Source organism: Streptomyces platensis, assembly GCF_008704855.1.
Taxonomy (GTDB): domain Bacteria; phylum Actinomycetota; class Actinomycetes; order Streptomycetales; family Streptomycetaceae; genus Streptomyces; species Streptomyces platensis.
Window position 1 is genome coordinate 4,481,529 of the sequence record NZ_CP023691.1, and the last position, 23,312, is coordinate 4,504,840.

Genomic DNA, 23,312 nt, shown 5'->3' on the forward strand with positions numbered 1-23,312 from the left:
CGGAACGCATACGACCCTCCTGCCACGGAACGACCGTGGCCGCTGAGTCCAAAGGAGGTGGGTTCTACATGCGTCACTACGAGGTGATGGTCATCCTCGACCCCGATCTCGAGGAGCGCGCTGTCTCCCCGCTGATCGAGAACTTCCTCTCCGTCGTCCGTGAGGGCAACGGAAAGGTTGAGAAGGTCGACACCTGGGGCCGTCGTCGTCTCTCTTACGAGATCAAGAAGAAGCCCGAGGGCATCTACTCGGTCATCGACCTTCAGGCCGAGCCTGCGGTCGTCAAGGAGCTCGACCGTCAGATGAACCTGAACGAGTCGGTCCTCCGGACCAAGGTCCTCCGTCCCGAGACCCACTGAACGCGTCAGCGTCCAGCGGTAACCGGGTTCGAGTAGCAGCAACACCAGCAGCCAGCAGCACACCCGCCGAGAGGTTCCCCTAATGGCAGGCGAGACCGTCATCACGGTTGTCGGCAATCTTGTCGACGACCCCGAGCTGCGCTTCACCCCGTCCGGTGCGGCGGTCGCGAAGTTCCGCGTCGCGTCCACTCCCCGCACCTTCGACCGTCAGACCAATGAGTGGAAGGACGGCGAGAGCCTGTTCCTGACCTGCTCGGTGTGGCGTCAGGCGGCGGAAAACGTCGCCGAGTCCCTTACGCGGGGTACCCGCGTGGTCGTCCAGGGCCGCCTCAAGCAGCGGTCGTACGAGGACCGCGAGGGCGTGAAGCGCACGGTCTACGAGCTCGACGTCGAGGAAGTGGGCGCGAGCCTCAAGAACGCCACGGCCAAGATCACCAAGACCAGCGGTCGTGGTGGCCAGGGTGGCGGCGGCTTCGGCGGCGGTCAGCAGGGCGGCGGCCAGGGTGGCGGCGGCTGGGGCGGCGGCCCCGGCGGCGGCCAGCAGGGCGGCGGAGCTCCTGCCGACGACCCGTGGGCGACCGGCGGCCCGGCCGGCGGTGGCCAGCAGGGTGGCGGCGGCGGTGGCTGGGGCGGTAGCTCCGGCGGCGGCTACTCGGACGAGCCGCCCTTCTAGGTCCGTACAGCGGCCCGACCGCGCGCGGTTTCACGTGAAACCGCGCCGTGCGACGGCCGACGGCCTTGAGGGCGTCAGCACAAACTTCTTGAACTCATTGGAGAGAGATAATGGCGAAGCCGCCTGCTCGCAAGCCTAAGAAGAAGGTTTGCGTGTTCTGCAAGGAGAAGATCTCCTACGTCGACTACAAGGACACGAACCTGCTGCGGAAGTTCATCTCCGACCGCGGCAAGATCCGTGCCCGCCGGGTCACCGGCAACTGCACTCAGCACCAGCGTGACGTCGCCACGGCTGTGAAGAACAGCCGTGAGATGGCGCTGCTGCCCTACACGTCCACCGCGCGATAAGGGAAGGGTGACCGAATCATGAAGATCATCCTCACCCACGAGGTCTCCGGCCTCGGCACCGCCGGCGACGTCGTTGACGTCAAGGACGGATACGCCCGTAACTACCTGGTCCCGCGTGGTTTCGCGATCCGCTGGACCAAGGGTGGCGAGAAGGACGTCGAGCAGATCCGTCGCGGTCGCAAGATCCGCGAGATCGCCACGATCGAGCAGGCCACCGAGATCAAGGGCCGGCTCGAGGGCGTCAACGTGAAGCTGGCCGTCCGTGCCGGCGACGCGGGTCGCCTGTTCGGCTCCGTCACCCCGGCCGACATCGCCTCGGCGATCAAGGCTGCCGGTGGTCCGGACGTCGACAAGCGTCGTGTCGAGCTCGGTTCGCCGATCAAGACCCTGGGCGCGCACCAGATCTCCGTGCGTCTGCACGCCGAGGTCGTCGCGAAGCTCGGCGTCGAGGTCATCGCCGCGTAATCGCAGTACCCAGCCGAAGGGCCGCATCCCGTCACCGGGGTGCGGCCCTTCGCCGTGTGCGGAGCGCGGACGGACTGCGTCAGTCCGCGTCCTGGGCGCGCTTGTACAGCGCGGCGATGTCGTCGTCGAAGTATGCGGCGTAGGAGACATCGTCCTCGTCGCCGCCGCCTTCGTGGCCGCCCAGGACGCCGATGACCGTGCCGGTGTGGCTCCTCGGGTCGTAATCGGCGAGCCAGGGGCTGCCGCTCGTACCGCCCTCGAAGTCGGTGCACCGGATGCGCAGCTGGGTGTTGCTGAACTTCGTGGTGCGGTTCTGGCAGGAGATCGGGGTGTCGCGGCTGGTGGGATAGCCGGTGATCTTGACCTCGTTGTGGAAGCCGCGGTCGATCCCGAGGGTGTTTCCGCCCAGGACGTCCTGGATCTGCTTGTCCTTCTTCTTGTCGAGGATGAGGAAGGCGACATCGAGATCTTCGTCGTTGGACTGGGCCCAGCGGTCGTCGAGGATCACCTTCTTGACCTTCCACAGGCCGCTGGGCTCGTCACCGTCGCGGTAGTCGGGGGCGAAGACCAGGTCGTCCACCGGGGTCTTGCCATCGCTGTCGAAGGCACAGTGCGCCGCGGTGATGAGCATGTTCCGGCCCGGACTCTGCACCACGCTCGCGGTGCAGAAGTGGTCGCCGGTGTCGTCCTTCTCGAAGACCGCACCGACCCGGGCGTTCTGCTCGGTCCGGCGCGGGGTGTAGGCATTGCCGTCACCGGCCGGGGCCGTCGCGGCGGGATCCTGGTCCTGGGGGTCCTGGCCCGCCTCGCCGGATTTGCCGAAGCTGCTGCGGCCACCGACGCCGCTGCTGCTGTTCGTATCGGCTTCCTCAGTGGCGTACCCCACCACAGCAGCAGCCACCATGACGACGAACGTCAGGGGCAACACGGAATTCCTGGCAAGCGAGCGCACAGGGTCATTATCAGCACGCACTGCGTGTTACGGGAGATGCTTCAACGAGAGGCTCCGGTCACAATCCACCGGCCCGACCGGGTGCGGAGCCACAGGGTCAGCATCCGGACGGTCATCATCAGGGCCATCGCCCACCACAGGGCGACCAGTCCGCCGCCGATCAGCGGGACCGCCAGCGCCACCGGTGCGAACAGGGCCAGCGTCACGACCATGGCCCAGGCGAGATAGCGGCCGTCACCCGCTCCCATCAGCACACCGTCGAGGATGAAGACGATGCCGGAGACCGGCTGGGTCACGGCCACGACCAGGAGCGTGCTGAGCAGCGGGCCCTGCACGGCCGGGTCGGAGGTGAACAGCGGGATGAACAGCGGGCGGGCGAGCGCGACCAGCACACCCAGGGCCAGGCCTGCGGCGATGCCCCACTCGACCATGCGGCGGCAGGCGGCCCGGGCGCCGTCGCGGTCCCCCGCGCCGAGGTAGCGGCCTATGATGGCCTGCCCGGCGATGGCTATCGCGTCCAGCGCGAAGGCCAGCAGGGACCACAGCGTGAGCACGATCTGGTGGGCGGCGATCTCCGCGTCGCCGAGCCGGGCGGCGATGGCGGTGGCGATCATCAGCACCGCGCGCAGCGACAGCGTACGGACCAGCAGCGGCACGCCGGCCTGGGCCGAGGCACGGATGCCCGCGGCGTCGGGGCGCAGCGTGGCCCCGTGTCGTCGCGCGCCGCGGACGACCACGACGAGGTAGGCCGCGGCCATGCCGCACTGGGCGAGGACCGTGCCCCAGGCGGAGCCGGCGATGCCGAGGCCGGCGCCGTAGACCAGGCCGATGTTGAGCGCGGCGTTGGCGGAGAAGCCGCCGACGGCGACATAGAGCGGGGTCCGGGTGTCCTGGAGGCCGCGGAGCACGCCGGTGGCGGCGAGCACGACGAGCATCGCGGGGATGCCGAGCGCGCTGATGCGGAGGTAGGTCGTGGCGTACGGGGCGGCGGTGCCGGACGCGCCGAAGATCTCGACGAGCCAGGGTGCGGTGGGCAGCACCGCCGCGATGACGGCGGCGCCGAGCAGCAGGGCGAGCCAGATGCCGTCCATGCCCTGGCGGATGGCGGCGGGCAGGTCGCCGGCGCCGACCCGGCGGGCGACCGCGGCGGTGGTGGCGTAGGCGAGGAAGACGAAGACGGAGACGGCGGTGGTCAGCAGGGCGGCGGCGACGCCGAGGCCGGCGAGCTGAGGGGTGCCGAGGTGGCCGATGACGGCGCTGTCGACCATGACGAAGAGAGGTTCCGCGACCAGGGAGCCGAAGGCGGGCAGCGCGAGGGCGATGATCTCGCGGTCATGGCGGCGGCCGGTGCGGCGTGGTGGCGCGGGAGCCTGGGTCATGCGCGCAATCTAATCTTCCACAGGTAAGAGATGCAAACCCTATGCAGTCCTTACTTTCCGCTGTGCGGAGTCCGCTCCCCTGCGCCGTTTGTCGCGATCTTGAACCGCTGGCAGAAGTTTTTCTCCCCCACAGGCTATGGATGAGAAAAGTGCAGGTCAGGGGGTTGGGGGTGGGGTGATTGTGTGCTTGTCCACAGCAGTTTCCCCCGGGCCGTGCACAGGATCCGGGGACTTCTCCACAGCTGAAGGGCAGTCATCCACATGGCCTGTGGATAACCAGATTGGCGGACGGTGCCCACGGGCCTACCGTGGTCCGGCACCCGCCGCCTGTTCCGGCCTGAGAAATCGTCCGAACTCGACGCGCCGTAACCGGAGTCGGGCGTCTCGATTGTCAGAGCTGTGCCGTAAGAAAGAACAGCACAGCAAGGTCCGCGTCGCGGACGGGAGGAGGTGCCGGGGTGAGCATTCCCGAGCCCATGGAAGACCCCTGGGCGGACTCCGGTCCCAGCGACCTGCTGCCGGCCGCCCGCTCCCGGCGGGGCGAGGGCAAGGGCCGCGGCCGCGGCGACCGGCAGGACCGCGACGACGACGGCGGCGGCGGCTCCTGGACCGGTGGCTTCGAGCGGGTCCCTCCGCAGGATCTGGACGCCGAGCAGTCCGTGCTCGGCGGCATGCTGCTGTCCAAGGACGCCATCGCGGACGTCGTCGAGGTCCTCAAGGGCGAAGATTTCTACCGCCCCGCCCATGAGCTCGTCTATCAGGCGATCCTCGACCTGTACGCCAAGGGCGAGCCGGCCGACCCGATCACCATCGCCGCGGAGCTCACCAAGCGCGGCGAGATCGCACGGGTCGGCGGCGCCTCGTATCTGCACACCCTCGTCCAGTCCGTACCGACCGCCGCGAACGCCGAGTACTACGCCGAGATCGTCCATGAGCGCGCCGTGCTGCGCCGCCTGGTCGAGGCCGGCACCCGGATCACGCAGATGGGATACGCCGCGGACGGCGATGTCGACGAGATCGTCAACAGCGCCCAGGCGGAGATCTACGCCGTCACCGAGCAGCGGACCAGCGAGGACTACCTTCCGCTCGGCGACATCATGGAAGGCGCGCTCGACGAGATCGAGGCGATCGGCTCCCGCCAGGGCCAGATGACGGGTGTGCCGACGGGCTTCACCGACCTGGATTCCCTGACCAACGGCCTGCACCCGGGCCAGATGATCGTGATCGCGGCCCGTCCCGCCATGGGTAAGTCGACCCTCGCGCTGGACTTCGCGCGGGCCTGCTCGATCAAGAGCAATCTGCCGAGCGTGATCTTCTCGCTGGAAATGGGGCGCAACGAGATCGCGATGCGTCTGCTGTCCGCCGAGGCGCGGGTCGCGCTGCATCACATGCGCTCCGGCAGCATGACGGACGAGGACTGGACGCGGCTGGCGCGCCGGATGCCGGATGTCTCGGCCGCGCCGTTGTACATCGACGATTCGCCGAACCTGTCGATGATGGAGATCCGCGCGAAGTGCCGCCGCCTCAAGCAGCGCAATGAGCTCAAGCTGGTCGTCATCGACTATCTCCAGCTGATGCAGTCCGGTGGCTCGAAGCGCGCCGAGAGCCGTCAGCAGGAGGTCTCGGACATGTCCCGAAATCTCAAGCTGCTGGCGAAGGAGCTGGAGCTCCCGGTCATCGCGCTCTCCCAGCTGAACCGTGGCCCCGAGCAGCGCACGGACAAGAAGCCGATGGTCTCCGACCTCCGTGAGTCCGGGTCGATCGAGCAGGACGCGGACATGGTCATCCTGCTGCACCGCGAGGACGCCTACGAGAAGGAGTCCCCACGCGCCGGCGAGGCCGATCTGATCGTGGCCAAGCACCGTAACGGCCCCACGGCCACGATCACGGTGGCGTTCCAGGGCCACTACTCGCGGTTTGTGGATATGGCGCAGACGTGAGGGCGCGCTGAAGACAGGCAGGTTGGGGCATTCATCCTTGCCGGCTCAGCGGCGGGGTTCGACCTTCAGGTCGCCGAGCGAGGCCGGGTCGGTCTCGTAGCCGTGCGCCGCCCATCGCGTCAGGGCGAACTGATCGGCGGCGCTCGGCGTCACCGTACGCTCGACGTCCGCCGCCGTGGCGTCGTATCAGCCGATCACCTCGTCGACCAGCGCGGCGTGGCCGGCCCAGCCCACGCCACCAGCTCCCCGCCGGAGAACCACCGCCGACGCGTCCAGCTTGCGCCGTCGCTCGCGTGCCCCTTGCCCCAGTTCCAGGCCGGTTCGCCGAACGTCGCGGCCAGGGGGGCCGCTCATGGACTCTGCGGAACTCAATAGGCAGTGAGCCCGCCGTCGACCACGAGTTCCGTACCGGTGATGAAGGACGACTCGTCGCCGGCGAGGAAGAGCACGGCCGCGGCGATCTCGTCGGCGTGGCCTGCGCGGCGCATGGGGGTACGGGCGATGTCCGGCTGTCGGTCGCCCTGCTCGTTCAGGAGGTCCTGGATCATCGGAGTGGCGATGACCCCGGGGTGGAGGGAGTTGATACGTACTCCTTGACGGGCGTACTCGACGGCCGCTGTCTTGGTGAGGAGGCGCACCGCGCCCTTGGAGGCCTGATAGGCGGCGGCCGCTCCGCTTCCCACGAGTCCCAGAACGGACGAGGTGTTGATCACCGAGGCGTTGCCGGTGGCGCGCAGCAGGGGCATGGCGGCCTTCATCCCCAGCCAGGTGCCCTTCTGGTTCACGTCGATGACGCGGTTCCACCTGTCTTCCCGGGTGTCCTCGATGCCCGGCCAGTCCAGGATGCCGGCGATGTTCACGAGGATGTCCAAAGTGCCGAACCGGTCGCGGACGGTGGTGATCACCTCGTCCCATTGCCGGGCGGAGGATACGTCCAAGCAAGAGGAGACGATCTCCGCGCCGGTTTCTTCCGCGATCTCCTTGGTGAGTGCCGTGAGGCGGTCGTGGTGGAGATCGGTGACGACCAGTCGTGCGCCTTCGTGGGCGAACAGCTTGGCGGTCGCTGCGCCGATTCCTCCGGTCGCACCGGTGATCAGTGCGACCTTGCCGGCAAGTCGTGGGCCCGTCATAGGGGTTGTCCTCCTGATCGGTGTGGTCCCCCGCGCCACCGAGCCTCGTCGCGCCGAAAGCCGGTGACCAGGACGCTTGCTGCCTGGGTGCCACACACCCAGGCAGCGCACCGCTCTCCTCCCTAACCTGAGGGCATGTCCGACAACACCCTGGGAGACTTCCTGCGCGCCCGGCGCTCCGGCCTGCGGCCCGAAGACGTCGGGATGGCGAGCTACGGCGTGCGCAGAGTCGCCGGGCTGCGCCGTGAGGAGGTCGCGGTGCTGGCCGGAGTGAACGTCGACTACTACACCCGGCTCGAACAAGGCCGCGAGCGCCACCCCTCGCCGCAGGTCCTGGACGCCCTCAGCCGCGCCCTCCACCTCGATAGCGACGCCCGCGCCCATCTCCACCGGCTGGCCGGTATCGCCCCGAACGACCGGCCGGCGCGGCAGCGGAACGTGGTCAGCCCCGCGCTGCGCCAGCTCATGGACGGCTACCCGCACACCCCGGCCTTCGTCGTCAACGGCGCCTTGGACATCCTGGCCGCCAACGCCCTGGCCGACGCGCTGTACTCACCCTTCGACCCCGCGGACAACCTCGCCCGTATGACCTTCCTCGATCCGGCCGCCGGGGACTTCTACACCCGCTGGGACTGGACCGCGCAGGCCACCGTGGCCAACCTTCGCCAGGCGGCCGGGTTCGCTCCCGACGACCTCCGGCTGAACGCGCTCGTCGCCACCCTGACCGGGCAGAGCACCGCCTTCGCGGCTTTGTGGCAGGCCCATTCCGTGCGCGGCAAGACCCAGGACGCCAAGCTGTTCAACCACCCCGATGTCGGGCCGCTCACCCTCACCTACCAAGCCTTCGACGTCCGCGACGCACCCGGCCAGCAACTCGTCATCTACCACGCCGAACCCGGCAGCCCCAGCGCCGAAGCGCTGTCCCTGCTCGGTGCCCTCAATGCCACCCGGCGGCAGACGGCACGAGACCCGCGCAGCTAGGACGGACGGGCTCGCAGAGGGGCCGTCGTCCTGCCGGCGGCCCCCGCCGTGAGCCCGTTGCCGCAGGGGCAGGCGGGTCGCGATGGCCGTCGTCAGGGCGCGACCGTGAGGACGATCTTGCCGGTGGTGCGGCCCGTCTCGCCCAGCGTGTGGGCCTTCGCGGCCTCCTCGAGCGGGACGACCGTGTCGATGTTGACCGTCAGTTCTCCGGAGTCCACCAGGCCGGCGACGGCTTGCAGACCGGACCGGTCGGGCTCGACGAGGACGAACACCGCGCGTACCCCTGCTTCGCGCGCCTGGTCGGCGGGGAAGGTCTCGGCCAGCGGCAGGATCGAGACCAGCGAACCGCCGGGACGCAGGGTGCGCAGTGAGCGGGCGCCGTAGTCGCCGCCGATGGTGTCGAGCACGACGTCGACGTCGCGTACCGCGGTCGCGAAGTCCGCTTCCGTGTAGTCGATGAGCTCATCGGCACCCAGACCGCGCAGGAAGTCGTGCTTGGCCCGCCGGGCGGTGCCGATCACATACGCACCGCGGGACTTGGCGATCTGCACCGCGAGATGACCCACGCCGCCCGCCGCGGCATGGATCAGCACCCGCGCGCCGGGCTGCACGCTCGCGGTGTCGACCAGGGCCTGCCAGGCGGTCAGTGCCGCCAGCGGGAGGGCGGCGCCCCGGACGTGGTCCAGGTTCTCGGGGAGGTGGGCGAACTGGCGCGCCGGAGCGGTCACGTACTCGGCGTAGGCCCCGGCGGGGTGCGGGAAGTGCGGCATGCCGAAGACCTTGTCGCCCGGCTCGAAGAGGGTCACTCCGGGGCCGACCGCCTCGACCACACCGGAGACATCGAAGCCCAGGATGAACGGCGGCTCACTGCCGTTGAGGAACCGGCCGTCGTTCCGCGTCTTCCAGTCGGCCGGGTTGACGCCCGCGGCGTGCACCCGGACCAGGATCTCCGTGGGGCCGGGCACCGGCCGGGCGGTCGTGATCACCTTGAGGACCTCCGGGCCTCCGGCGATTTCCTGGCTGATGGCACGCATCTGCGGGGTCCCGGTCTCGGACATGGTGTCTCCTTCGTCTGTGCACATGGCGGGGGATCGGGTGCACGCGCCGCCTGGCAGCCGCGTTTCCCGAGATGCCGCCAGCTTTCCGCGGCGGCCGGGAGCCCGGTGGTGTCCTAATGGCCAACGTTTGAAAGAATCGGGTCATGCATCGCGTCGGAGTGCTCGCCCTGGATGGTGTCGTCCCCTTCGAGCTGGGGATTCCCGCGCGGATCTTCGGCGCCGCACGGGATGCCGCCGGCGAGCCGCTCTACTCCGTCGTCACCTGTAGCCCGGACGGGCGCCCGGTGCGCACCGATGCCGACTACGACATCGCGGTCGCCGCGGACGCCTCCGTGCTCGCGCAGGTCGACACCGTCGTCATCCCGCCGGCCCACTCGTCGGACACCCTCCGGGTGGACGGCCGGCTGGCGGACTCCGTGCGGGCGGCGCTGGAGCACATCCGGCCCGGCACCCGGATGGTGGCCATCTGCACCGGCGCCTTCGTCCTGGCAGCGGCCGGGCTGCTCGATCACCGCCCGGCCACCACGCACTGGTGCGAGGCCACCCAGCTGCAACGCCTCTTCACGACCGTCCGTGTCGACCCCAATGTGCTGTTCGTCGATGACGGCGATGTCCTCACCTCGGCCGGTGCGGCCGCGGGGGTGGATCTGTGTGTGCATATCGTGCGCCGGGATCACGGCAGCGCCGTCGCCAATGAGGTGGCCCGGCTGTGTGTGGTGCCGCCGTGGCGGGACGGCGGGCAGGCCCAGTTCATCCGGCAGCCCGTCCCGGAGCCCTCGACGGGCGGCACCGCCGCCACCCGCGCCTGGGCCCTGGAGCGTCTCGGCGAGCCGCTCACCCTGACCGATCTCGCCGGGCACGCCCGGGTCAGCGTGCGCACCCTCACCCGGCGTTTCCGCGACGAGGTCGGTATGAGCCCTGGTCAGTGGCTCGCCGGCCAGCGCATCGAGCGCGCCAGGCATCTGCTGGAGACCACGGACTGGTCGATCGACCTCGTCGCCCATCACGCGGGCTTCGGCACCGGGACGTCTCTGCGCCAGCATCTGCACAGTGCGGTGGGCGTGGCACCGCTGGCCTACCGGCGGACATTCCGGAGCGCCACGGCGCTGACCGCCTGAGGCGGCGCCGCACCGGAGCCCGTGGGCAGCCGCCACCGGCGTTGACCTTCAGGCTGGTGGAAGCCCCACAATCGCGTCCATGGACGACCCCGAACAGCTGTTGACCATCGGCGTCTTCGCGCGCCGGGTGGGCCTCGCGCCGAGTGCCCTGCGGTTCTACGACGACTGCGGGCTGTTGCGGCCGGCGCGGGTGGATGCCGTGACGGGGTACCGGCGCTACGGGGCGGGGCAGGCGGCGCGGGCGGTGAAGCTGCGGCAACTGCGTGCGGCGGGGCTGCCGCTGGTGGATGCCGCGGTGGTGCTGGACGGACCCGAGGACGCGGCACATGGCGTACTGCGGGCCCACTTGGAGCGCACGCGGCGGACGGCCGACGAGGCGCGGGTCGTGGTGGAGGGGCTCCTGCGGGAGACGTCCGGCGCCCCGGAGGACCACGGGAGCTGGGCGTGGGCCCGGGTGGGCGGCGCCGAACTCGCCAGCGCGGTACGGCAGGTGACGCCCGCCGCCGCGACCGGGGCGGCCCGGGAGGCGTTTCCGGTCCTGGGCTGTGTGCTGCTGGAACTCGTCGACGGCGAGGTGCGCTGGGTGGCGACGGACCGCTATCGGCTGGCGGTGCGGGTGCTGCGGCCGGACGGGTTCGAGAGCGGTCCGCGGCGGGTGCTGATCGGCGCGGACGCGGCGCGAGGCCTGGCGGAGTGGGCCGTACGGCACGTGGCGGTCGATATCGAGTGCGCCGGAGACGCGGCGGGGGTCCGGCTGCGGAGCGGGGCGGACTGCCGGGAGGTGTCGGAGGGCGCCGGGCGGAGCGGGAGCGGGGACGCCGACAGGTTTCCGGACTACCGACTGATGCTGACGGGCCTGGAGACGGGGCGGCATCGGGTGATCGTCGACCGGGTGGGGCTGCGGGACGCGATGACCGGCCGCACGGGACCGGTGTCGTGGGCGGTCGTCGGCGCGGGGCAGGGGGACGTGGCGGACGCGGGCGGCTCGGCGGTTCCGGTCACGACGGCGGATCGCGCGGCCGGGCCGGTGCTGGAGGTGACGGGCGGGGGCCGGGAGCCCGTCCGGATACGGGTGGTGCACACCGGGCCGGGGCTGCGGATCGCCTTCGATCCGGCCGTACTCGTGCCGGTGCTGGAGGCCGGGGTCGGGCCGGACGCGCTGCTGGAGATCGCCGCGCCGGACCGGCCCGTCCTGGTCCGGTCCGCCGACCAGGGAAGTTTCACCACGTTGGTGATGCCGGTGCGCGATGACACCGGAGCGGCGGACGACGCTGCCGAGCGCACCGACGGCTGAGGTCAGCGACCGAGAACCGGTCACCGAGGATGGATGAGGGGAGCGGACCGGTGGATCCGGAACTGCCTGTGGTGCGGCTGTGCGTGGCGGGGATGCAGGCCGAGGCGGAGGGGCGGGCCGATGCGGCGCGCACCCTCTTCCAGCAGGCCTGGGACAGCGCAGCCGACGACTATGAAGCATGCATCGCCGCGCACTATCTCGCCCGGCACCAGAACTCGCCCGAAGAGACGCTCCGTTGGAACCAGGAGTGCCTGGACCGCGCCGACCGGGTGGGGGACGAGCGGGTGGCCGGGTTCTATGCGTCGCTGTACTTGAACATGGCGCACGCCTGGCGACAGCTCGGCCGGCCTGCCCTTGCGCGCACGTATTTCGAGCGCGCCGCGGAGCGGGTGGGTCAGGCCCCCGACGGTCAGTACGGCGACTGGAACCGCTTCGCCATCGCGGCGGGCCTGCGGGAGACGGCCGGTGCGCGCGACGGCTCCGCGGCGGACGAAGCCGGTGCGGAGGGGGCGCCGCGGAGCCTCGACGAGGTGGTCGACGGGCGGGTGCGGGCGCTGGTGTCACGGTGGTGTGCGCGAGGCGATCTCATGGCGCTGGGCCTGGCGCTCCCCGCGTACCTCGGTTATCTGGGAACGGACGCCGACCGTGTGCGGCTGCGGTCCGCGCTGCACATGGTGCATGCGGCGCGCCGGCTGCCGGCGGACGAGCAGACGGAACTGGGTGCGGTGGTCGGGTCGGCAGCGCTCCGGTGATGCGGCGAGGATGGGCCCGGCCGAGCCGGATCCGCTGTTGAGGAGCGCCATGACCATCGCAGAGTCCACGGAGATTTCCCCTTCCGAGGCCGTCGGCCAGGAGCCGGGCGCGCCCGGTGCACCCGACGAGTGCACGGAGCTGCTGCCGCAGACCCGGCGGGCCTTGCTGCACCGGCTGGCGGTCGGGCAGGCCGAGGGGCGGGCACCGTCGATGGCGGGCGCGGTCGTCCGTGGCGGACGAGCGGTGTGGAGCGGGGCCCGGGGCTCGGTGGAAGGGGAGGTACCGCACGGCGATGTGCAGTACCGGATCGGTTCGCTCACCAAGACCTTCGTCGCCGTGCTGGTGCTGAGGCTGCGGGACGAGGGGCTGCTGCGGCTGTCGGACCCGGTCGGCGCGCATCTGGCGGACACTCCCGTGCCGGACGCGACGATCGCGCAACTGCTCTCCCACAGCGCGGGGTTGGCGGCCGAGCCGCGGGGGCCGTGGTGGGAGCGGACCGCGGGCGAGCTGCGGCCCGAGCCGGCCGACCTCTTCGACGAGCGCCCGCAGCGGCATCCGGCCGGCCGGCGGCACCATTACTCCAACGTCGGCTATGCACTGCTCGGCGCGCTGGTCGAACGGCTGCGGGGCGGTCTGCCGTGGGGCGAGGTGCTGCGGCGCGAGGTGCTGGAACCGCTGGGCATGAGCCGTACGACGCTGCGCCCGGAGCGGCCGTACGCGAGTGGTTGGGCGGTGCACCCGTGGGCCGACGCGCTGCTGCCGGAACCGGCCGCGGACACCGGCTTGATGGGCCCGGCGGGGCAGCTGTGGTCGACGCTCCAGGACCTCTGCCGCTGGGCGGCATTCCTGCTGCGGGGCGACGGGCGGGTGCTCGGCGCGGCGAGTGTGGCGGAGCTGCGGACACCGGCCGTGCCGCCGGAGAGCGGTGCGTGGGATGCGGGGTACGGGCTGGGCGTACAGCTCCTGCGGCGGGAGGGGCGGCTGCTGGTCGGGCACCACGGCTCGATGCCCGGGTTCCTGGCGGCGCTGTGGGCCGATGTCGAGGAGGACGTGGCCGCGGTCGTCCTCACCAACTGCACCTCGGGCCCGGCGGCCGGGGCCGTCGCCACCGATCTCACCGGGATCGTCATCGCGCACGAGCCCCGGATCCCCGAGCCCTGGCGTCCGCTGCCCGGCCCGCTGGATCCGGAGCTGCTGGCGCTGACCGGGCCCTGGTACTGGGGAGCGAACCCCCATGCCCTGCGGCTGCGGGCCGAACGCGGGCTGGAGCTCACCCCGCTGTCCGGGGCGGGGCGCGCCTCGCGGTTCCGGGCCGAGAAGGACGGCACCTGGACCGGGCTGGACGGCTATTACGCGGGCGAGACGCTGCGGGTGGGGCGGGACCGGGACGGTGCGGTGAGTCATCTGGACCTCGGCACCTTCGTGTTCACCCGGGAGCCGTACGAGCCGTCGGCGCCGGTGCCCGGCGGCGTGGATCCGGACGGTTGGCGGGTCTGAGGCCCGTACGGCGGCGGCCCGGCGCACGGACGTACAGTCGATCCCGATGTCAGGAGCCGCACCGAGCCGGCTCGCTACCGCTGGAAGGCCCTGTGACTGCTGTGTCTGACCCGAGCGAGAACCCCGCCACCCCGGACCTGCTCGACCTGCCTGCGCTGACCGCGGCCCACTTCGCGCGGATCGAGGACAAGGTCGCGGCCCTGATGCGTACCCGTTGCGATGTCGTGGCGATGCAGGGCGAGGCACTGCTGCCGCTGGAGGCCTGCATCCGCTCGGCCGTGCGGCCCGGCAGCGTTGCGCTCAACATCATCACCGGTCCGTACGGCGAGACCTTCGGTGGCTGGCTGCGGTCCTGTGGCGCCGAGGTGGACACCGTCACCGCGCCGTTCACGGGTGCGGTCACCCCGCAGCAGGTGGCCGAGGCGTTGCGCGAGCGCCCCGAGATCGACTTTGTGAGCCTGGTGCACGCCGAAGCGGCCACCGGCAACACCAACCCCGTGGCTGAGATCGGTGCGGTGGTGCGGGAGCACGGCGCGCTGCTGATGCTGGACGCGGTCGCCTCGGTGGGCGCCGAGCCGCTGCTCACCGACGAGTGGGGGGTGGACCTCTGCGTGATCGGCGGGCAGAAGGCGATGGCCGGGCCTGCCGGGGTGTCCGTGGCATCGGTCAGCGCCCGTGCCTGGGAGCGGATCGCCGCCAACGAGCAGGCTCCGCGGCGCTCGTACCTCTCGCTGCTGGACTGGAAGGAGCGCTGGATCGACGGCGGACGTACCGCACTTCCGCACGCTCCGGCGCAGCTGGAGATGCTCGCGCTGGAGCAGGCCGCGGACCGTCTGGAGGCCGAGGGCCTGAATGCGGTCCTCACCCGGCACCGAGCGGCGGCCGCGGCGACCCGGGCCGGTGTGCGGGCGCTGGGCGGGCTCGCCCCGTATGTCGTGCGCGACGAGGACGCGGCGCCGGCCGCCACGACGCTTCGCGCCCCCGAGGGAGTGGATGCCCGGGAGATCGTGACCGCTGCGGTCGCGGTGGACGCGGCTGTGCCGGTGCAGGCCGCGGCGGGCGCACTGGCCAAGGAGATGATCCGGGTGAACCACTATGGCCGCGCCGCCGACCGAGCCGTGGTCACGGCCTCCCTGGTGGCGCTGGCGGGTGGGCTGCGCGCTCTGGGCGTGTCCGTGGACGCCGAGGGCGCGGCCCAGGCAGCGGGCGCGGCGTGGGACGCGGTGATCGCCGGCTGAGCCGAGCGGCCGCCTGGCTCCAGGCATGTTGTCGACGTGGGGTCGCGTTTCACGTGAAACGCGACCCCACTCGCATGCCGGGAAACAACGCCGTTTCACGTGAAACACCTTGTACACAGGCGCTGTTGTGCATCTCGCGCTGCTGTGTGGCAGGTGAGATGGGAGCCTGCCGGGCATCCAAGCGTCGGGGATGGCGCACGCCCGCGGAGGCGGCCGCGCCAGCGACATTGCGGCCGGCGGAGATCTCGTCCCGCGGGGAGTAGTCCGGTGGCGTGCCCGGGGCTCCGGCGGCAGGCTGGACGCTGAAGACGCCGTATGTGTGCTGTCGATCGCGGGCTTCAGCGCAGCGGAGTCGGCCATGTCGACGGCTCGTACGTCCGTGTCGGCGTCGGCCGGGGCACGCGCTCCGGGCCTCGTCGGATCGCGGGTGAGTGCCCGCCCGGTCCGTGCGTCTGCCGGCAGCCGGCGGGCCACCGCACCGCCGTGCCCGCCCGTAGAACCGGCCGCCGCCACGACCAAGCCATTAACGATCCTGTTGAAGCCTCCCCGTATAATCGGAACGAGCGACCCGGTTAAAATTCCGGCGCGTCTGACCGGTGTCAAACGTTCCTCAGGAGGCCCGGCAGTGACGGACGGTGGTGTGGCGCCCGCCCGTGCGGATGCGCGGCGCAACAGGGCGCTGGTGCTCCAGGCGGCCCGATTCGCCTTCGAGGAGCAGGGGTTGGCGGTTCCGCTCGGGGAGATCGCACGCCGTGCGGGGGTCGGTGCCGGGACCGTCTATCGCCATTTCCCGTCCAAGGAAGCCCTGTTCAGGGCGACGATCGTGGACCGGATCGAGCTCTTCACCGATACCGCAAGGGACTTGGCCGAAGTCGAGGATCCAGGCCCGGTCTTCTTTCGCTTCCTGTCCTCGGTGGTACGGCTCGCGGTACGGAACAAGGCGCTGTGTGACGCGCTGGAGGAGGCCGGTGCGGGCCGCTTCGAGCCGTCGCCGGGGGTCGGGCAGAACTTCGACGATGCGCTGGAAGTCCTGCTCAGAAGGGCACAAGAGGCGGGCGACGTACGGCTGGACGTCGGCATAACGGAGCTCAGGGCGCTGCTGGTCGGCTGTCTTTCGATGGAGCGGGCCGTGCCGGAAACCGGTCCCGGGGGCGCGGCTCCGGGCCGGATGACGGCGCTGATGTGTGATGCCCTGCGGACGGAACGCTCCGTAACGGAACTCGAAGCCGAGTCGGTGAAACGTAACGAATCGCGGTGCGAGGTGTGCGGTGCGGTGATCGCGGCGGCGCGTACGGGCCGACCCGCGCGCTACTGCGGTGGTGCCTGCCGGCAGAAGGCACACCGGGTGCGGGAGCGTACGCGCCGGACGTGACCGGACCCGGTCGGGTGGCGGCCGGCCCGTTCCTCAGAGGGGGAGCTTGAAGCCCAGGTGCGAGGCCTCGAACCCGAGGCGCTCGTAGAAGCGGTGCGCGTCGATCCGGGTCGCGTCCGAGGTCAGCTGCACCATCTGGCAGCCGAGCGTGCGGGACTCCGCGACCGCCCATTCGATGAGCTGGGTGCCGAGACCACCACCGCGCTCGTCGCGGTGGATCCGGACGCCCTCGATGATCGAGCGGGTGGCGCCGCGCCGGGACAGGCCGGGAATGACGGTGAGCTGGAGCGTGCCGACCGTCTGCCCCGCACGGACCGCGACGACCAGGTGCTGCTGCGGGTCGGCGACCAGCGTTTCGAAGGCCGCACGGTACGGCGTCAGGTCGTCCGGTGACTCGCGGGTGGCGCCCAGGGGATCGTCGGCGAGCATCGCGACGATGGCGGGAAGATCGGATTCGATCGCGCGGCGTATCTCGATATCGCTCATGGGCGCGACCTTATGCCGTGCGATCACAGGGGCGGCAGGGAGGCGGCCCTGGCGTCCGTACCCTCCGCACGCCCGCCCTCCTTCGGCCCTCGACGTCACTCCGGCGGCGCGAGCGTCTCGACGGCGGTGACCAGGGGGGCCAGCTCGGGGCGCTGGGCGGCGTCCTTGAGGGCTTCGCGCAGTGCGCCGTCATGGGTCGGCCGGGCCTCCACCAGGAGCGTGAGGCCGTCGGGCGTCACGTTGGTGTAGATGCCGCGCCGGTCGTCGGGGCACAGGAAGCGCGAGAGCAGGCCGCGCTCCTCGAGCCGGGTGACCAAGCGGGTCGTGGCGCTCTGGCTGAGGACGACGGAGTCCGCGACCTGGTGCATCCGCAGATGACCGCCCGGCCCGTCGTGCTGCTCGCTGAGCACATTGAGGACCGAGAACTCCCGGACGCTGAGGTCGTGCGCCGCCTGAAGCGCGCGTTCGATGTGCGACTCGATACGGCCGTGCAGTGCGGACAGGGCGCACCAGCCCTGCGCCAGCCCGGGGGGCTCCGCCGGGGGGCAGACGGGCGCGTCCGCTGCCGATTGCGGGACCGCCGGCTCCTGCGTCTCCCGCGTTTCCCGTGTCTGCTGCGTCATCGAAGACCTCCTCAGGGCGCACGCCCAGGATAGGCCACCTCCGAAATATACGGCGTTTGCAATTAACCCGCGTCTGCAATTATTGTGGACGCTCGTAAGGGACGGGCGCAATGATCTGAAGGGATCCGTCATGCCACTCGCACTCCTGGCTCTCGCCATCGGTGCCTTCGGGATCGGAACGACCGAGTTCGCGGTCATGGGCCTGCTGCCCGACATGGCGGCCGGCTTCGGGGTCTCCATCCCCCTCGCCGGATACGCGACCACCCTCTATGCCCTCGGTGTGGTCATAGGGGCGCCGCTGATGACCGCTCTCGGCACGCGCTTCACCCGCAAGCAGATGCTGATGCTGCTGATGGGCCTGTTCATCGTGGGCAATCTGCTCACGGGTCTCGCGCCCAACTTCGGCATCATGCTGGCCGGGCGGATCGTGGCCGCGTTCACCCATGGCGCGTTCTTCGGCATCGGCGCGCTGGTGGCCGCCGATCTCGTTGCGCCCCAGAAGCGGGCCGCCGCCCTCTCGCTCATGTTCAGCGGTCTGACCGTCGCCAACGTCGTGGGCGTACCGGCCGGCACGATGCTCAGTCAGCACTTCGACTGGCGCACCACCTTCTACGCCATCACCGCGCTCGGCGTGATCGGCCTGCTGGGGATCGTCAAGCTGGTCCCCGCGCAGCGGGCGAAGGCGGCCTCTCCCATGGGCAGCGAACTCGCGGTGTTCCGCAACCCGCAGGTCGGCCTCGCGATGCTGATGACGATCCTGGGCTTCGGCGGCGTCTTCGCGGCCGTCACCTACCTCGCCTCGATGATGACCGAGGTCACCGGCTTCGCACCGTCCTCCGTGATCTGGCTGACGGCCGTCTTCGGTCTCGGCATGGTCGGCGGAAACCTGGTCTCCGGCCGCTTCACCGACCGCGCCATGATGCCGATGCTCTATGTGTCGCTGACCGGTCTGGCGCTCTCGCTGGCCGCGTTCACCTTCACCGCGCACGACAAGATCGCCGCCACCGTGACCATCGCGCTGATCGGCATCTTCGGCTTCGCCACCGTGCCGCCGCTACAGAAGCGGGTGATGGACCAGGCCGCCTCGGCGCCCACCCTCGCCTCGGCCGGCAATATCGCGGCCTTCAACTTCGGCAACGCACTGGCCGCTTGGCTCGGCGGGATCGTCATATCGGCGGGCCTGGGCTACACCGCGCCCAACTGGGTCGGTGCGCTGATGACCGTCGCGGCGCTCGGGGTGGCGATATTCGCCTCCGCCCTGGAGCGCCGGAAGGCGGGCCGTGGCCAGGTGGTCGCGGGCGGACCCACCGTGGTCGTCGACGAGTCCGTACTGACAGCACACGGCTGACACCGCGTCCGCACCGCACCACCCCGAAGCACCCACCTCACCGAACCCGCACACCCGAAGCCCCACACCCCCTGCATCACCGGCGCTCCGGGCCCCACCGGCGCGGCCGTCGTCACCACCCCCCAAGGACCCCTCTCATGAGCACTTCCACCGCCACCCCCACCACCGCACCCACCGTCCGCCCCCTCACCACCCGCGAGGCCGAGGCCCTGATCGAGGCCGCCGTCCGCGCCGCCGACGGACTCGGTGTGCGGGGCAGCGTCACCGTCCTCGATGCGGGAGGTCAGCTGCTCGGCTTCCGGCGGGACGACACGGCCGTGCTGATCTCCGGCGAGACCAGCACCCGCAAGGCGTACACCGCCCTCCAGTTGGACGCCCCGACCGCCGACCTCGTCGACCTCGTACGCCCCGACGGGCTCTTCCACACCCTGCCCACGGCGCTGGACCGGCCGCTGCTCTTCCTCGCGGGAGGGGTGCCGCTCCACCGGGACGGCCGGCTGATCGGCGCACTCGGCTTCGGCGGCGGCGCCCCCGAACAGGACCACCGGATCGCCACCGCAGCGATAGCGGAGGCCGACCTCGCCTGACCCCGGCCCTGTCCTGCCCTAGCGGACACCCGCGCCCTTGATGCCGTTCCTTCGTGCCCGGCCGGCGCGGGCCTCGGCCGTCTGTGCCCGGCGCAGCCGGCTGCCGCGTGCGGTCAGCCCCCAGGGCTTGAGCACGGAGATCGCGGTGAGGAAGAGGTAGGTGGCCGTGGCGACCGACGGCGCGATGACGAGGCTGATGTCGGCGACCGGAGTGCCCGCGGCGGCCTCGGCGGCGAGGTGGTTGATGCCGGGCCGGAGTGAGAAGACCGCCAGCAGCACGGTGATGAGCGTCAGCCAGAACTTCACGACGACCCAGCGGTGCCGGGCCAGCCCCCAGACGGTGCCCAGGGACAGCACCAGCCCGCTGACCAGCGAGGCGAAGGCGAGCGGGAGGACCAGCCAGTCACCGAAGATCTTCATCGCCCGGTAGGCGACCGCCGCCATCTCGGGGGAGCCGGTGGTGTAGCCGGTGATGCCGAGCGTGAGCAGCCCGAGGGTGAGACCGAGCCAGCTGACGGAGACGGCGAGGTGAAGGACGAGGACGGCCCGGCGGGCGGGGCGGTTGAGCTGCTGCATACCGCCACGGTCCCGCCCCGCGCCGCGCGGTACATCTGCCGGCGGGAGTATCCGCGGGTACGCGGCCTTGAGTACATACCCCGTCACGACGCAGCCGGGCACTCGCTTCGCCAGTTTTGGGGTCGTACGAACCCAGTTGCACCCATACCCCCTCCCGCCCACGCCTCCCGCCGCCGGGCGCCCTAGGCTCCGGGGCCATGAGCAAGCTGCATCTGTTCGACATGGACGGGACCCTGCTCCACGGATCCGCGGCGGCGGTCGAGATCTCCCGGCAGCTCGGGCTGGACCGGGAGATCGGCGAGCTGGAGCGCGGATTTGCGGCGGGTCAGTTGACGCCCGTGCAGTTCGCACAGCGGGCGTGTGAGCTATGGGCCGCCGAGCTGACCGAACTTCAGGTGGCCGCGGCCTTCGACGGTGCCCCGTGGCTGACCGGTATCCGGGAGGTCTGGGCGGATATCCGGGCACGTGGCGAACGGTGCGCGGTGATTTCCCTGTCCCCGGCCTTCTTTGTCGAACGGCTGCTGGCCTGGGGTGCCGACGCGGCGCACGGTTCCCACTGGCCGGCGGTGCCGATCCGGCAGGCGGTGGAGCCGGCCGGCATCCTCACCTCGGCGGCGAAAGTACGTATCGCAGATGAACTCTGCGTGCGGTACGGGCTGACCCGCGCCGACTGTGTGGCGTACGGCGACTCCCTGTCGGACACCGAACTGTTCGCGGCAGTTCCGCGGTCCGTGGCCGTGAATGCGGATCACCATGTCAGTGACCTGGCCTCATATGCGTATGCGGGACGTGATCTGCGCGAGGCATACGCATTGGTGCGTACTGGCCAGTAATTCCGTACTTTCCACGGAGGATTCGTCCGCTGTGTGCGCTGAAATTGCAGTCTGTGGGGAGGATCACTGTTATCGGAAGGGCCGCGCACAGTGTTCCAAGATCAGGACTTGTGGTTTCAACTACTGCCGGTATGGTCGAGTCCGGCTTGGCGGAGTGAGGGCTTCCGCGGGTACGCGAAGAGCGGGCAAAGCTCGTCAGCCTAGCGGCGAAGCGGCCCGCGACACCCGCACTTCCGACTATTTGTCCATTGTCGTGAGCAGGGGTGGCATGCTGCTGACACGGCATCTGCTCCATAATGTCGCAAGGAAGTGAGATTTGTCCGCTTTGGAGGATGTTGCCGGAATCGCTTGAGTCGATGAAGAATTCCGGGGCAGGGCGGGGGAATTCCGGGCAGTTCCGATCCACGGAAGTGCGAAGACGACCGAAAGACGTTCGAGGCGAGGCAGACCATGGACGCTCCGACCACTACGTCGGCCGATAACGGCTCTTCCGGCGGGAGCAGTGGCGATTGGGGTTGGTTCACTCCGCCGGCAAAGAAGTCCTCCGGAGAACAGCAGGAGCGGCAAAACAGCCAGGACGGCCGGGCCGAACCGGACGAGCGGAGTGCACACCCCGACCACGGTGACCACAGAGAGCACCACGCGCGAGACGAGCCGAACGACCGGGAACAGATACCCAGTCGGCCGGTCAATCCGATCCGGCCGGTAGGCACCGCCGCCGAGCGGGTGCGCGAGCCGGAGCCGTCGCAGGCCCCGCCCGCACGGCACCCGGGCGGAGCGCCCACCGCACCCGCCTCCGCCGAACAGCCCGCGGCCGCCTCCGGGTACGCCGCCCCGGCCCCCGCACCGCCGCGCCGCGAGGCCGAGCCCTCCTGGGACCGTCAGCCGCCCCGGGGAGGTCAGTCGACCTGGGAGCGCGTGCCCGCCCGCGAACGGGAGCCCGAGCCCGTACACCAATCGGCGCGCGCCACGGGAGCGCCCACGGGCAGCGCCGCCCCGGCACCGCCCGCCCAGAGCGCGGCCCCCGCGCCCTCCGCTTTCACCCCCAGGGCCCGTCCCGCCGCTCCCGCACCGGAGCCCTCTCTGGAGGCCGTGACCGCCTCGGCGTCCTCCGCGGAACCCGCCTCTCCCGACGCGGTTCTCATCCGTCGCACCATGGCGGAAATCGAGCCCGTCGCCGACAAGGTCACCTCGTACTTCTACGCGCTGCTCTTCGTCCAGTACCCGGATCTGCGGGCGCTGTTCCCCGCCTCGATGGACACCCAGCGCGACCGTCTCTTCAAGGCGCTGCTCACCGCGGCCCAGCACGTGGACGACGCCGAGGTGCTCACCGCGTACCTCGCGAACCTCGGCCGCGGGCACCGCAAATACGGCACCCAGCCCGACCACTACCCGGCGGTCGGCGAGTGCCTGCTCAGCGCGCTCGCGCGCTATGCGACGTCCAGTTGGGGGCCGGAGACCCAGGCCGCCTGGGTGCGTGCCTACACGGCGATCTCGCAGATCATGATCGACGCGGCCGCCGAGGACGAGGCCGTGGCCCCCGCCTGGTGGCAAGCCGAGGTCGTCTCGCATGAGCTGCGTACGCCCGATATCGCGGTGGTCACGGTCCGCCCCGACCAGCCCTACCCGTTCCTCGCCGGGCAGTACACCAGCGTGGAAACCCCCTGGTGGCCGCGGATCTGGCGGCACTACTCCTTCGCCTCCGCGCCCCGCTCCGACGGTCTGCTCTCCTTCCACGTCAAGGCGGTCCCGGCCGGCTGGGTCTCCAACGCCATGGTCCATCGCGCCCGCCCCGGCGATGTCATCCGGCTCGGGGCCCCCGGCGGCTCGATGACCATCGACCACACCGCGCGCAGCGGTCTGCTGTGTGTCGGCGGCGGCACCGGTATCGCGCCCATCAAGGCCCTGGTCGAGGATGTCGCGGAACACGGTGTCCGGCGCCCCGTCGAGGTCTTCTACGGCGCCCGCAGCAACGAGGACCTCTACGACCTCGACACCATGCTGCGGCTGGAACAGGCCCACCCCTGGCTCTCCGTCCGCCCGGTCGTCGCCACCGGACCGGCCGTACGGGGCGGGACGAGCAGCGAAACCGGGCAACTTCCAGACGCGGTACGGCAATACGGTCCATACCGGGAATACGACGCCTACCTGTCCGGGCCGCCCGGGTTGATCCGCAGTGGTGTGGACGCTCTGGTGGGGGTCGGCATCCCGACGGACCGCATACGGCACGACTCCATCGAAGAGCTGGTCTCAGCAGGAGACTGAAGTCTTGGCAGTGCAGGGCGAAGACGGTCCAACAGGGG

At 70.7% G+C, this 23,312-nt stretch carries 25 protein-coding genes; 16 read left to right on the forward strand and 9 right to left on the reverse strand.

Annotated elements, in window-relative coordinates; all coding sequences use genetic code 11:
* Positions 1-68 precede the first annotated feature (68 nt).
* The 4 genes from rpsF to rplI all read left to right on the forward strand — a co-directional run bounded on the left by rpsF (position 69) and on the right by rplI (position 1,844).
* Complete coding sequence (gene rpsF, locus CP981_RS19805) at positions 69-359, forward strand: 30S ribosomal protein S6 (protein WP_006604399.1); 291 nt, start codon at positions 69-71, stop codon at positions 357-359.
* 82 nt (positions 360-441) lie between these two features.
* A complete protein-coding gene (locus CP981_RS19810; RefSeq protein ID WP_018092120.1) occupies positions 442-1,032 on the forward strand; it encodes a single-stranded DNA-binding protein in 591 nt (196 codons plus the stop codon).
* A gap of 110 nt (positions 1,033-1,142) precedes the next feature.
* Positions 1,143-1,379: a 30S ribosomal protein S18 gene (gene rpsR / locus CP981_RS19815; RefSeq protein ID WP_003978893.1), complete on the forward strand. Its 237-nt coding sequence runs from the start codon at positions 1,143-1,145 to the stop codon at positions 1,377-1,379.
* 18 nt (positions 1,380-1,397) lie between these two features.
* Positions 1,398-1,844 carry a 50S ribosomal protein L9 gene (gene rplI, locus CP981_RS19820; RefSeq protein ID WP_085923668.1) on the forward strand — a complete coding sequence of 149 codons (447 nt, stop codon included), beginning with the start codon at positions 1,398-1,400 and terminating at the stop codon, positions 1,842-1,844.
* 79 nt (positions 1,845-1,923) lie between these two features.
* Here the strand turns inward: rplI and CP981_RS19825 are convergent, their stop codons facing one another.
* Entirely contained in the window at positions 1,924-2,772 is an 849-nt protein-coding gene (locus CP981_RS19825) for a trypsin-like serine peptidase (RefSeq protein ID WP_244329708.1), read from the reverse strand.
* Positions 2,773-2,837: 65 nt separating this feature from the next.
* A complete protein-coding gene (locus CP981_RS19830) occupies positions 2,838-4,175 on the reverse strand; it encodes an MATE family efflux transporter (RefSeq protein ID WP_085923666.1) in 1,338 nt (445 codons plus the stop codon).
* 476 nt (positions 4,176-4,651) lie between these two features.
* On the opposite strand from CP981_RS19830, the gene dnaB reads away from it, so the two are divergent.
* On the forward strand, positions 4,652-6,115 hold the full coding sequence (gene dnaB / locus CP981_RS19835) for a replicative DNA helicase (protein ID WP_085923665.1): 1,464 nt from the start codon (positions 4,652-4,654) through the stop codon (positions 6,113-6,115).
* A gap of 186 nt (positions 6,116-6,301) precedes the next feature.
* Here dnaB and CP981_RS38170 read toward each other — a convergent pair whose 3' ends face one another.
* Entirely contained in the window at positions 6,302-6,469 is a 168-nt protein-coding gene (locus CP981_RS38170) for a hypothetical protein (protein ID WP_208852955.1), read from the reverse strand.
* Between the two features lie 14 nt (positions 6,470-6,483).
* Positions 6,484-7,245 carry an SDR family NAD(P)-dependent oxidoreductase gene (locus tag CP981_RS19845; RefSeq protein WP_085923664.1) on the reverse strand — a complete coding sequence of 254 codons (762 nt, stop codon included), beginning with the start codon at positions 7,243-7,245 and terminating at the stop codon, positions 6,484-6,486.
* A 135-nt stretch (positions 7,246-7,380) separates the two neighbouring features.
* Here CP981_RS19845 and CP981_RS19850 point away from each other — a divergent pair, with 135 nt between their 5' ends.
* Entirely contained in the window at positions 7,381-8,226 is an 846-nt protein-coding gene (locus tag CP981_RS19850) for a helix-turn-helix transcriptional regulator (RefSeq protein WP_085923663.1), read from the forward strand.
* Positions 8,227-8,318: 92 nt separating this feature from the next.
* Here the strand turns inward: CP981_RS19850 and CP981_RS19855 are convergent, their stop codons facing one another.
* Positions 8,319-9,284: an NADP-dependent oxidoreductase gene (locus CP981_RS19855; protein WP_085923662.1), complete on the reverse strand. Its 966-nt coding sequence runs from the start codon at positions 9,282-9,284 to the stop codon at positions 8,319-8,321.
* Positions 9,285-9,427: 143 nt separating this feature from the next.
* On the opposite strand from CP981_RS19855, the gene CP981_RS19860 reads away from it, so the two are divergent.
* The 6 genes from CP981_RS19860 to CP981_RS19885 all read left to right on the forward strand — a co-directional run bounded on the left by CP981_RS19860 (position 9,428) and on the right by CP981_RS19885 (position 16,556).
* A complete protein-coding gene (locus CP981_RS19860; protein ID WP_085923661.1) occupies positions 9,428-10,402 on the forward strand; it encodes a GlxA family transcriptional regulator in 975 nt (324 codons plus the stop codon).
* Between the two features lie 79 nt (positions 10,403-10,481).
* Positions 10,482-11,696 carry a MerR family transcriptional regulator gene (locus CP981_RS39185; RefSeq protein ID WP_085923660.1) on the forward strand — a complete coding sequence of 405 codons (1,215 nt, stop codon included), beginning with the start codon at positions 10,482-10,484 and terminating at the stop codon, positions 11,694-11,696.
* Positions 11,697-11,746: 50 nt separating this feature from the next.
* On the forward strand, positions 11,747-12,448 hold the full coding sequence (locus tag CP981_RS19870; RefSeq protein ID WP_208852956.1) for a hypothetical protein: 702 nt from the start codon (positions 11,747-11,749) through the stop codon (positions 12,446-12,448).
* A gap of 49 nt (positions 12,449-12,497) precedes the next feature.
* Positions 12,498-13,946 carry a serine hydrolase domain-containing protein gene (locus CP981_RS19875; RefSeq protein WP_085923658.1) on the forward strand — a complete coding sequence of 483 codons (1,449 nt, stop codon included), beginning with the start codon at positions 12,498-12,500 and terminating at the stop codon, positions 13,944-13,946.
* A 92-nt stretch (positions 13,947-14,038) separates the two neighbouring features.
* Complete coding sequence (locus tag CP981_RS19880) at positions 14,039-15,184, forward strand: pyridoxal-phosphate-dependent aminotransferase family protein (RefSeq protein WP_085923657.1); 1,146 nt, start codon at positions 14,039-14,041, stop codon at positions 15,182-15,184.
* Positions 15,185-15,809: 625 nt separating this feature from the next.
* Positions 15,810-16,556: a TetR/AcrR family transcriptional regulator gene (locus CP981_RS19885; RefSeq protein ID WP_085923656.1), complete on the forward strand. Its 747-nt coding sequence runs from the start codon at positions 15,810-15,812 to the stop codon at positions 16,554-16,556.
* Positions 16,557-16,589: 33 nt separating this feature from the next.
* Here the strand turns inward: CP981_RS19885 and CP981_RS19890 are convergent, their stop codons facing one another.
* Both CP981_RS19890 and CP981_RS19895 read right to left on the reverse strand, forming a co-directional pair.
* Positions 16,590-17,042 (reverse strand): GNAT family N-acetyltransferase, encoded by a 453-nt coding sequence (locus CP981_RS19890; RefSeq protein WP_085923655.1) that lies wholly within the window; start codon positions 17,040-17,042, stop codon positions 16,590-16,592.
* Between the two features lie 95 nt (positions 17,043-17,137).
* Complete coding sequence (locus CP981_RS19895; protein ID WP_244329709.1) at positions 17,138-17,665, reverse strand: MarR family winged helix-turn-helix transcriptional regulator; 528 nt, start codon at positions 17,663-17,665, stop codon at positions 17,138-17,140.
* A gap of 130 nt (positions 17,666-17,795) precedes the next feature.
* Here CP981_RS19895 and CP981_RS19900 point away from each other — a divergent pair, with 130 nt between their 5' ends.
* Entirely contained in the window at positions 17,796-19,013 is a 1,218-nt protein-coding gene (locus tag CP981_RS19900; protein ID WP_085923654.1) for an MFS transporter, read from the forward strand.
* A 137-nt stretch (positions 19,014-19,150) separates the two neighbouring features.
* Complete coding sequence (locus CP981_RS19905; RefSeq protein ID WP_150522355.1) at positions 19,151-19,600, forward strand: GlcG/HbpS family heme-binding protein; 450 nt, start codon at positions 19,151-19,153, stop codon at positions 19,598-19,600.
* A gap of 18 nt (positions 19,601-19,618) precedes the next feature.
* On the opposite strand, the gene CP981_RS19910 is transcribed toward CP981_RS19905, so the two are convergent.
* Positions 19,619-20,176 (reverse strand): DUF2269 domain-containing protein, encoded by a 558-nt coding sequence (locus CP981_RS19910; protein WP_085924571.1) that lies wholly within the window; start codon positions 20,174-20,176, stop codon positions 19,619-19,621.
* Positions 20,177-20,373: 197 nt separating this feature from the next.
* On the opposite strand from CP981_RS19910, the gene CP981_RS19915 reads away from it, so the two are divergent.
* Positions 20,374-21,009, forward strand: coding sequence for an HAD family hydrolase (locus CP981_RS19915; protein ID WP_085924572.1), 636 nt, complete (start codon positions 20,374-20,376; stop codon positions 21,007-21,009).
* Between the two features lie 899 nt (positions 21,010-21,908).
* Here the strand turns inward: CP981_RS19915 and CP981_RS39540 are convergent.
* The gene (locus CP981_RS39540; protein ID WP_425282141.1) at positions 21,909-22,154 is read right to left on the reverse strand and encodes a hypothetical protein; all 246 of its coding nucleotides are present in this window, start codon (positions 22,152-22,154) and stop codon (positions 21,909-21,911) included.
* 10 nt (positions 22,155-22,164) lie between these two features.
* Between CP981_RS39540 and CP981_RS39545 the strand changes: the two genes are divergently transcribed.
* A complete protein-coding gene (locus tag CP981_RS39545) occupies positions 22,165-23,274 on the forward strand; it encodes a globin domain-containing protein (protein ID WP_425282142.1) in 1,110 nt (369 codons plus the stop codon).
* Positions 23,275-23,312: the final 38 nt, after the last annotated feature.

What these genes read in the sequence shown, in the direction of transcription:
- rpsF (WP_006604399.1), top strand. Translation starts at nt 69, where the DNA reads ATGCGTCACTACGAGGTGATGGTCATCCTCGACCCCGATCTCGAGGAG.
- CP981_RS19810 (WP_018092120.1), top strand. Translation starts at nt 442, where the DNA reads ATGGCAGGCGAGACCGTCATCACGGTTGTCGGCAATCTTGTCGACGAC.
- rpsR (WP_003978893.1), top strand. Translation starts at nt 1,143, where the DNA reads ATGGCGAAGCCGCCTGCTCGCAAGCCTAAGAAGAAGGTTTGCGTGTTC.
- rplI (WP_085923668.1), top strand. Translation starts at nt 1,398, where the DNA reads ATGAAGATCATCCTCACCCACGAGGTCTCCGGCCTCGGCACCGCCGGC.
- CP981_RS19830 (WP_085923666.1), bottom strand. Translation starts at nt 4,175, where the DNA reads ATGACCCAGGCTCCCGCGCCACCACGCCGCACCGGCCGCCGCCATGAC.
- dnaB (WP_085923665.1), top strand. Translation starts at nt 4,652, where the DNA reads ATGGAAGACCCCTGGGCGGACTCCGGTCCCAGCGACCTGCTGCCGGCC.
- CP981_RS38170 (WP_208852955.1), bottom strand. Translation starts at nt 6,469, where the DNA reads ATGAGCGGCCCCCCTGGCCGCGACGTTCGGCGAACCGGCCTGGAACTG.
- CP981_RS19845 (WP_085923664.1), bottom strand. Translation starts at nt 7,245, where the DNA reads ATGACGGGCCCACGACTTGCCGGCAAGGTCGCACTGATCACCGGTGCG.
- CP981_RS19850 (WP_085923663.1), top strand. Translation starts at nt 7,381, where the DNA reads ATGTCCGACAACACCCTGGGAGACTTCCTGCGCGCCCGGCGCTCCGGC.
- CP981_RS19855 (WP_085923662.1), bottom strand. Translation starts at nt 9,284, where the DNA reads ATGTCCGAGACCGGGACCCCGCAGATGCGTGCCATCAGCCAGGAAATC.
- CP981_RS19860 (WP_085923661.1), top strand. Translation starts at nt 9,428, where the DNA reads ATGCATCGCGTCGGAGTGCTCGCCCTGGATGGTGTCGTCCCCTTCGAG.
- CP981_RS39185 (WP_085923660.1), top strand. Translation starts at nt 10,482, where the DNA reads ATGGACGACCCCGAACAGCTGTTGACCATCGGCGTCTTCGCGCGCCGG.
- CP981_RS19875 (WP_085923658.1), top strand. Translation starts at nt 12,498, where the DNA reads ATGACCATCGCAGAGTCCACGGAGATTTCCCCTTCCGAGGCCGTCGGC.
- CP981_RS19890 (WP_085923655.1), bottom strand. Translation starts at nt 17,042, where the DNA reads ATGAGCGATATCGAGATACGCCGCGCGATCGAATCCGATCTTCCCGCC.
- CP981_RS19895 (WP_244329709.1), bottom strand. Translation starts at nt 17,665, where the DNA reads ATGACGCAGCAGACACGGGAAACGCGGGAGACGCAGGAGCCGGCGGTC.
- CP981_RS19900 (WP_085923654.1), top strand. Translation starts at nt 17,796, where the DNA reads ATGCCACTCGCACTCCTGGCTCTCGCCATCGGTGCCTTCGGGATCGGA.
- CP981_RS19905 (WP_150522355.1), top strand. Translation starts at nt 19,151, where the DNA reads ATGAGCACTTCCACCGCCACCCCCACCACCGCACCCACCGTCCGCCCC.
- CP981_RS19910 (WP_085924571.1), bottom strand. Translation starts at nt 20,176, where the DNA reads ATGCAGCAGCTCAACCGCCCCGCCCGCCGGGCCGTCCTCGTCCTTCAC.
- CP981_RS19915 (WP_085924572.1), top strand. Translation starts at nt 20,374, where the DNA reads ATGAGCAAGCTGCATCTGTTCGACATGGACGGGACCCTGCTCCACGGA.
- CP981_RS39540 (WP_425282141.1), bottom strand. Translation starts at nt 22,154, where the DNA reads ATGAGAACCGCGTCGGGAGAGGCGGGTTCCGCGGAGGACGCCGAGGCG.
- CP981_RS39545 (WP_425282142.1), top strand. Translation starts at nt 22,165, where the DNA reads ATGGCGGAAATCGAGCCCGTCGCCGACAAGGTCACCTCGTACTTCTAC.